Genomic DNA, 6,853 nt, shown 5'->3' with positions numbered 1-6,853 from the left:
ATCGGGTGGCGGCTGATCTTCAGCACGCGGCGCGTTTCGGACACGCTCATCTTCGCGCGCTTGGCGATCTCCTCGATGGTGGGCTCGCGGCCCAGCTCCTGCATCAGCGCCTTGCTGATGTTCCGGAGCTTGCTCATCGTCTCGATCATGTGCACGGGAATACGGATCGTGCGGGCATGGTCGGCGATAGCGCGGGTGATCGCCTGGCGGATCCACCAGGTGGCGTAGGAGCTGAACTTGTAGCCGCGACGATATTCGAACTTATCGACGGCCTTCATCAGGCCGATGTTGCCTTCCTGGATGAGGTCCAGGAACTGCAGGCCGCGGTTGGTGTACTTCTTGGCGATGGACACCACGAGGCGCAGGTTGGCCTCGACCAGCTCGGTCTTGGCGCGCTCGGCACGACGCTCACCCATGCGGATGGCCTCGTAGTTGCGGCGCAGCTCCTCCACCTCGAGGTTGGCCTCCTCCTCCACGCGCTTGATGTTGCGGGTGGCGGTGCGCACGTCGCGCTCCAGCGCGTCGAGCTGCTCGCTGGTGACGTTGAGCTTGCGCTGGGCCTTCTTGAGGGCCTCGGGGTCCTCCTTGGCGTCGCGCAGCAGATCGCGCAGCGTGTCCATGGGCACGCCGTAGCGGCGCTCGACCTCGCGCAGCTCCGCCTCGGCCTTCTCCACGCGCTCGATGAGCCCCTTGAGGTTCAGGACGATGCGGTCCACCTGCTTCTTGTTGAGCCGCATCTCCTCCAGGACCTCCATCATCTTGGTCCGGAGGTCCTTCACCTCCTGCTTGAGCTCCTTCTTCTTGACGTCGGTGAGCTTCTTCTTGCCCTGAAGCTCCGCGTCCAGCGCCTCGCAGTCCTTGGCGAACTTGCGGATGCGCTCGATCTGCTTGTTGATCTGCTCGATCTTGTTCAGCTCGCTCTGGGCGAGCTGCTGCGGCTGGCCCTCGCCCTCGGCGCCTTCCTCGGCGACCTCGACCTCGGCCTCGGCCTCGCCCTCACCCTGGGCCTCCTCGGGCGCGTCCTTGATGACGTCGCGCACGCGCAGCTTGCCGTTCTTGAGACGGGTGCCGATGTCGAGGATCTCCACCATGGCCACGCGGCAGGCCAGCAGCGCGCGCAGCACTTCCTTCTCGCCGTCCTCGATGCGCTTGGCGATCTCCACCTCGCCCTCGCGGGTGAGGAGGCTCACGCTGCCCATCTTGCGCAGGTAGAGGCGAACGGGATCGTTGGACTTGCCACCCGGCTCGTCGTCCTCGTCCTTCTCCTCCTCCTCGGCCTCGGCGCGCTCTTCCTCCACCGCGACCGTGGGCTTGATCTCCGTGCTCTGGGCGGCCTTCTGCGCGTCGACGATCTCGATGTCGTTGTCGCCGAACATGCTCATCACGTCGTCGATCTGATCCGACGACACGATGTCCGCGGGCAGGGCGTCGTTGACTTCCTCGTAGGTGAGGAAGCCCTTCTCACGACCGGCGGCCAGGAGATCCTTGACCTCCTTGCGGTCGGCGATGGGCTCCTCATCCACCTCGTCTTCCACGGCGTCCGGATCGACCTCGACCGCGGCGGCCGCCTCCTCCGCGGCCTCCTCGGGATCGACCTCGTCGGACTCCACCTGGGTGACGGCCTTGCGCTTCTTGAGCGCCTCGGTGGCCTTCTCCACGGCGGCGGCCTTCTCGGCCTTCTCGGCGCGGTCGGCCTTCTTGGCGGAGACGGTATTGGTGCTGGCCTCAGCGCTCTCGGTACCCTTTGCCGAGGCTTCCTCCGGGGACTTCTTCTTCTTCCGGATCTCCGGGGCCACCTTCTTCTTGGGCTTGACGGCCACCTTCGAGGAGGGCTTCTGCGTCGGCATTCGGGTACTTCTCCTTAGAAAAACAGGGGCTTGGCCTGGAGCGAGCCGGCCCATCTATCGCAAAGTGGAGGATTCTTACAAACGCGAACTCAAACCGGTTGCATTGGGGTCTTTGTTCCCGGGACAACTTGGCTTACGTCCGCGCAAATTTGGGCGTTACCATGCTGTAAGTAGGCGAAATTTCTACGAAGTACCTAATTTGTGCGTTCCGCCTCAAAATCGCTCGAAGTTCGCTTCGTCTTTTCTCTTTACCGCAAGAAGCGGGGATCCTTCTTTTTAGAGAACGGCCCATATTGGTTAAGTGGTCGGAATTACTGGGGAAATCTTACAACGGGCGTTCCGCGTCAAGGCGCTTTCGCAGTTCGTTCAGCCTCTTCTTTTCCTCCAGAAGGCTGCGGACCTCTTCAGGCAGGTCACTTGCCTGCTCCCTTGGGATACGACGAAGTAGATCGGTTACCTCCGCTCGGCGTCGATCGACCAGTTGGAGCTTCAGTGCCCGACACGTCGCAACGAAGTACTGCTCCAAGGAGTGACCCCCATCTTCTGGAGGGAGTTTCCGCAGGGCATTCTCCAGGGCGTATTTTACCTCCTCGCTTGCGTCGAAGAGCACATCTGCTGGGCTTTGGCCTGAGACTGCGCCGCCTTGTGCGAGTCGCAGCCCTGGATGGGTCAATTCGTCGCTTACTCGGTATTGGTCGCGAGTTATCAGGCGGGGGCTGCGTAGGAGTGCGGCCACATAAAGAGCTTCAAGCTCGTCTGGAGGCTGCACCTTGGCTTGGCCCACAAGCCGAGCAGTCGCTCCATTCGACGGAAGACCATTAGGGCTAACTGATGCCGCAGCTTGTTTCGGCACTCCATGTGGGGACTGACTGCTCCGCATACTGGCTTCCAGCTCCATAGGTGGAAGCCCGAAATGAGTCCCCATTGCATTAAAGAAGGCCGAACGGATCAACCCAGCAGGCAAATAAGCGGCAACAGGCTTGAGTCGCTCTAGTGCCTCCATTTTTTCTTCAAAGCTGGCTGCTTTGCCTCTTGGCAGGCATGCGCCAAATAGGTGGGCAGTCAGAGGCTGTGCTTGGTTGATGAGCGACTCCACTGCCGCAGGACCTTCTCTCCTGGCAAATGTATCTGGGTCATCACCCATCGGTAGCAGGGCTACTTGTGCAGACACTCCTGCAGCAAGCAGAGGGCCTGCCAAGCGCTCCACTGCCTTAATGCCCGCGCTATCTCCATCAAGTAGCAGCACAACATTTTTGGCTCCAGCTCGCTTGAGCGCTGAAAGGTGCCCGTGCGTAAGTGCTGTTGAGCAAAGGGCTACTGCATGGCGGACCCCTGCTTGATGCAGGCCGATGCAATCGAAGTACCCCTCAACCAGAACGGCGCAATTACGACGTCGGAGCTCGTCTCGAGCTTGGTCCATCCCATAGAGCGTATTGCTCTTGTTGTAGAGGACGGAGTCCTTGGAGTTCAGGTATTTGGCTCCGTCTTCACTGCCTAAGAGGCGTCCACCAAAGCCGATGGTCCTCCCCTCGGGCGAACGAATAGGGATCATGAGCCGACTTCTGAAGAAGTCGAAGTAGCCATCTCCTTTACTACGAGGCAGAACGAGCCCAGCCTTAGTTCCCCATTCGATCATCCCGGCCTTGAGGAAGCGGTCTGCCAGTGCTGTCCATTCTGGTGGTGCCCAACCTAGTCCGAAGAGACGAGCGGTTTCAGCGGAGACGCCGCGACTAGCCAAGTAGGCTCGTGCATCACGCCCGGTCTGCTCGTTCCAAAGCAGCGTTTTGAAGTGCTCTGTCGCGAAGTCAGTTGCTTGCTTGATGTGCTCGCGATCGCGTTCCGCTGGGTCTTGAGCCGCCTCAAGATCAACGCCCAGTTCGCGCGCTAGATCTCGTACTGTGTCCGCGAAGTTCTTGCCGAGATACCGCTGGACGAACGAGAACGCGTTGCCACCCGCATGGCACCCGTAGCAGATGTACACCCCTTTATCGGGATTGACGTAGAACGAAGGGGTTTTTTCTTGGTGGAATGGGCACCGACCCCGGAATTCGCGTCCAGCCTTCTTCAACTCCGTATAGCGCGAGATGAGGCTGACGATGTCTATCCGTCGAAGTACCTCCTCGACCTTGTGCTCGGGGATCATCATGGGCCCCACCCCCTCTGCCCGGCGTGGCTGGACCGCCATGGTCCGCACACCGGCCCCTTCGGACGAGTATGCCGCCCCCCCCTGACATGGGGGCCACGGGCGCCAGGACGCGAGGCGTCGCCGGGGGGCGGAAGACCGGAAACGTTCCGGCGCGGGTCGACGATGTAGGGCAAGAGGGCCATTTCCGGTGCTGCACGGGCTGCCCAGGTAGTGGGGCAGGGGGGCAACCGGAATACCCTTAATGGCCGATCAGCGACCGGGCAAGTTCAAGACCTGCCCGGCGCCGTTCGAGGCCGGGAACTTCAGGACAGCTTGGACAGCTGGCTCTTCACTTCGTCGGAGATGGCGCGGCCCTCGGCGCGGCCCTGCAGCCTGGGGCTGACCAGCTTCATCACCGCGCCCATGTCCTTGGCGCTCTTGGCACCGGCCTCGGTGATGGCGGCCTGGACCTCGGCGCGCAGCTCGTCGGCGGACAGCTGCTTGGGCAGGTAGTTCTGGAGGACGGAGATCTCCTGCTCCTCCTTCTCCGCCAGCTCCGGGCGACCGCCGGACTTGAACTGCTCGACGGAGTCACGCCGCTGCTTGATGAGGGTGGCGATGACCTGAAGGATGCTGGCCTCGTCGAGAGGGCCGGTGGCGCCGGGCTCCACTTCCTTGTACTTGATGGCGCTCTTGAGCATCCGCAGGACGCTGGTGTGCAGCTCGTTCTTCGAACGCATCGCGTCCTTGAGGTCGGCGTCGAGGCGCTCTCTCACGGTGGCCATGGCAGGACTCCAGGAATGTGTGGGAAGGGTTGCTACACAGACGGGAGCCAGGGGGCGGAACTGACGCCACCCCAGCTCCCCGGGGCGCTAGTACGTCTTGCGCGCCTTCTTCACCGCGCGCTTCTTGGCCGCGAGGGCCTTCTTCTTCCGCTTCACGGAAGGCTTCTCGTAGTGCTCACGCTTGCGGATCTCGGAGAGGATTCCAGCCTTCTCGGTGGCCTTCTTGAAACGCTTGAGGGCGCTCTCGATGGACTCGCCGTCCTTCACTCGAATACCGGGCATACTGTCACCTCCTTCCGCATGCGCTAGAAATGTAGGGGGCGCCGATATGACGCAGCGGGCATGAAAACGCAAGGACGCCCGCAGAAAAGGATCTGCAGGGTGGGCTAAAGTGTACCCCGTGAGCCCCGCCCTCATCCTCGTCCTGCTGTTGTCGACCGGCCAGCACGGTGGCCAGGGAGCGACTGGTTGCTGGATGTCCTGCCAGAAGCACGTGCAGGACGCCGCCCTTCGCTCCCAGGTGTGCAAGCTGTGCGTCACCTCTGGCCGCGCCGATGCCTGGGTGCTGGAGCTGGCCAAGGTGAACCCCGTCCCCCAGGCGGCGCTGCGCTCGGCGCTCGCGGACCCGAACTGGCGGGTGCGGTGGGCGGTGCTGCGCGCCCAGGCCAAGGTCCGCGGTCACACCGAGCCGCGCGTGCTCGCGGACTGGGTGGCGGAGGCCTCGGCGAAGGAGGAGGTGCTCGCCTGTGTCACCGCCGCGCGTGCCGCCGCTCAGGCGGGACGCTCCACCGCCACCTTCCTCAAGGACGCGGGGAGCAAGGGCGGGGCAGCGGCCGCTCGGATCTGGGCCCACCGGGACGCCGTCCGGGAGGCCCTGGAGGTGGAGGTGTACTCGGAGGAGCGGCAGCTTCGGGGCGAGGCGCTCGTCCACCTCGCCGCCTTCCTCGGCCAGTCGCCGGCTCGGGTGCTGCTGTCCGCCATGGCCCGGCGCCCCGAGTCCGGTGACGAGGCCGCCGCCTCCGCGCTCCTCTCCGTGGCCGATAAGCAGGGCACCTCGGTGGGAAGGATGCTCCTGCTGGAGGCGAAGTCGCAGGACCAGGCCCTCATCAACCGCCTCTTCGCCATCTACTCCAAGGAGTTGGAGACACTCCAGAAGGGGCTCTCCGCCACCGATCCCGCCAATCGGCGCGCCACCGTGCAGGCGTTGCGGCGCTACGGCCCGCTGGCACAGCGCGAGCTGGAGCGCGCCCTGACGGACACGGAGGCCCTGGTGCGCCGGCTGGCCGCGCTCGGGCTGGCCGAGGCCGAGGGCCTGACGCCGAGCGAGGCCGCGAGTCGGCGGGTGCGCGCCGAGGGTGTGCCGCTGGCCACCCGGCGCGCGTGGCTGCAGGTGGCCGCGGCCGACAAGGGCTGCGAGCCGTTCCTCCTGGAGGTGGGGCGCGACGCGAGCCTTCCAGCGGAGGTGCGGGGGGAGGCGGTGGCCTGGCTCGCCGAGTGCGACGGCAACAGCCGGCGCCGCTTCCAGGTGCTGTCCCCCTTCCTCGAGGACGCGCAGGTCCTGGTACGGGCCGGGGCGGTGCGGGCGCTCTCCGTGCCCCGTTCGGAGGAGGGAGACGCGGCCATCGCCGCCGCGCTCGGGGACTCCGCGCCGGAGGTCGTGGCCGCGGCACTCGAGGTGGTGGGCCGGCAGCGGCAGCTGCCCCAGGTGGAGGCCGCGGTGGCCCTGCTCGGCTCCGAGCACCCCGAGGTGCGCGAGGCCGCCGCCCACACGCTGGAGAAGATCGGCCGCGCCCAGCACGTGAGGCCCCTCTCCCAGACGCTCCAGTCTGACAGCGTGGCCTCGGTGCGCGTGGCCGCAGCGCAGGCCTTGGCTACCCTGGGGGGACCCTTTGCCGCCTCCGCGCTCAGTCAGGCCCTGTCCAAGGACCCGGACTCCCACGTGCAGCACGTGGCGCGGCGGGGCCTGGAGCGGCTCGGCTTCAGCCCTCCATAGGGGCTCGCACGGAGTCCTTGCTGGCGCTCAGGTACGTGGATAGGGTGCGAGGTCTGGAGAAGTGGGAATGAAGATTACACGAGCCATCGTCGTCGAGCCGGGC

At 64.7% G+C, this 6,853-nt stretch carries 5 protein-coding genes; 1 reads left to right on the top strand and 4 read right to left on the bottom strand.

What is annotated here, in order from left to right:
• The 4 genes from VF697_RS32760 to rpsU form a co-directional block, all read right to left on the bottom strand.
• Positions 1–1,847, bottom strand: a 1,847-nt coding sequence (locus VF697_RS32760; protein WP_331101149.1) for a sigma-70 family RNA polymerase sigma factor, incomplete at its 3' end; no start/stop codon positions are given.
• 325 nt (positions 1,848–2,172) lie between these two features.
• A complete protein-coding gene (gene dnaG, locus VF697_RS32755) occupies positions 2,173–3,990 on the bottom strand; it encodes a DNA primase (protein ID WP_331101151.1) in 1,818 nt (605 codons plus the stop codon).
• A gap of 305 nt (positions 3,991–4,295) precedes the next feature.
• Positions 4,296–4,757 (bottom strand): GatB/YqeY domain-containing protein, encoded by a 462-nt coding sequence (locus VF697_RS32750; protein WP_331101147.1) that lies wholly within the window; start codon positions 4,755–4,757, stop codon positions 4,296–4,298.
• An 87-nt stretch (positions 4,758–4,844) separates the two neighbouring features.
• Complete coding sequence (rpsU, locus tag VF697_RS32745; protein ID WP_002621505.1) at positions 4,845–5,039, bottom strand: 30S ribosomal protein S21; 195 nt, start codon at positions 5,037–5,039, stop codon at positions 4,845–4,847.
• Between the two features lie 118 nt (positions 5,040–5,157).
• Here rpsU and VF697_RS32740 point away from each other — a divergent pair, with 118 nt between their 5' ends.
• Positions 5,158–6,750: a HEAT repeat domain-containing protein gene (locus VF697_RS32740; protein WP_331101141.1), complete on the top strand. Its 1,593-nt coding sequence runs from the start codon at positions 5,158–5,160 to the stop codon at positions 6,748–6,750.
• Positions 6,751–6,853 lie beyond the last annotated feature (103 nt).

The organism is Archangium sp., assembly GCF_036388035.1.
Classification (GTDB): Bacteria; Myxococcota; Myxococcia; order Myxococcales; family Myxococcaceae; genus Archangium.
Note: the sequence above shows the minus strand (reverse complement) of the source record. Positions and strands in the feature narration are given on the sequence as shown.

What these genes read in the sequence shown, in the direction of transcription:
- dnaG (WP_331101151.1), bottom strand. Translation starts at nt 3,990, where the DNA reads ATGATCCCCGAGCACAAGGTCGAGGAGGTACTTCGACGGATAGACATC.
- VF697_RS32750 (WP_331101147.1), bottom strand. Translation starts at nt 4,757, where the DNA reads ATGGCCACCGTGAGAGAGCGCCTCGACGCCGACCTCAAGGACGCGATG.
- rpsU (WP_002621505.1), bottom strand. Translation starts at nt 5,039, where the DNA reads ATGCCCGGTATTCGAGTGAAGGACGGCGAGTCCATCGAGAGCGCCCTC.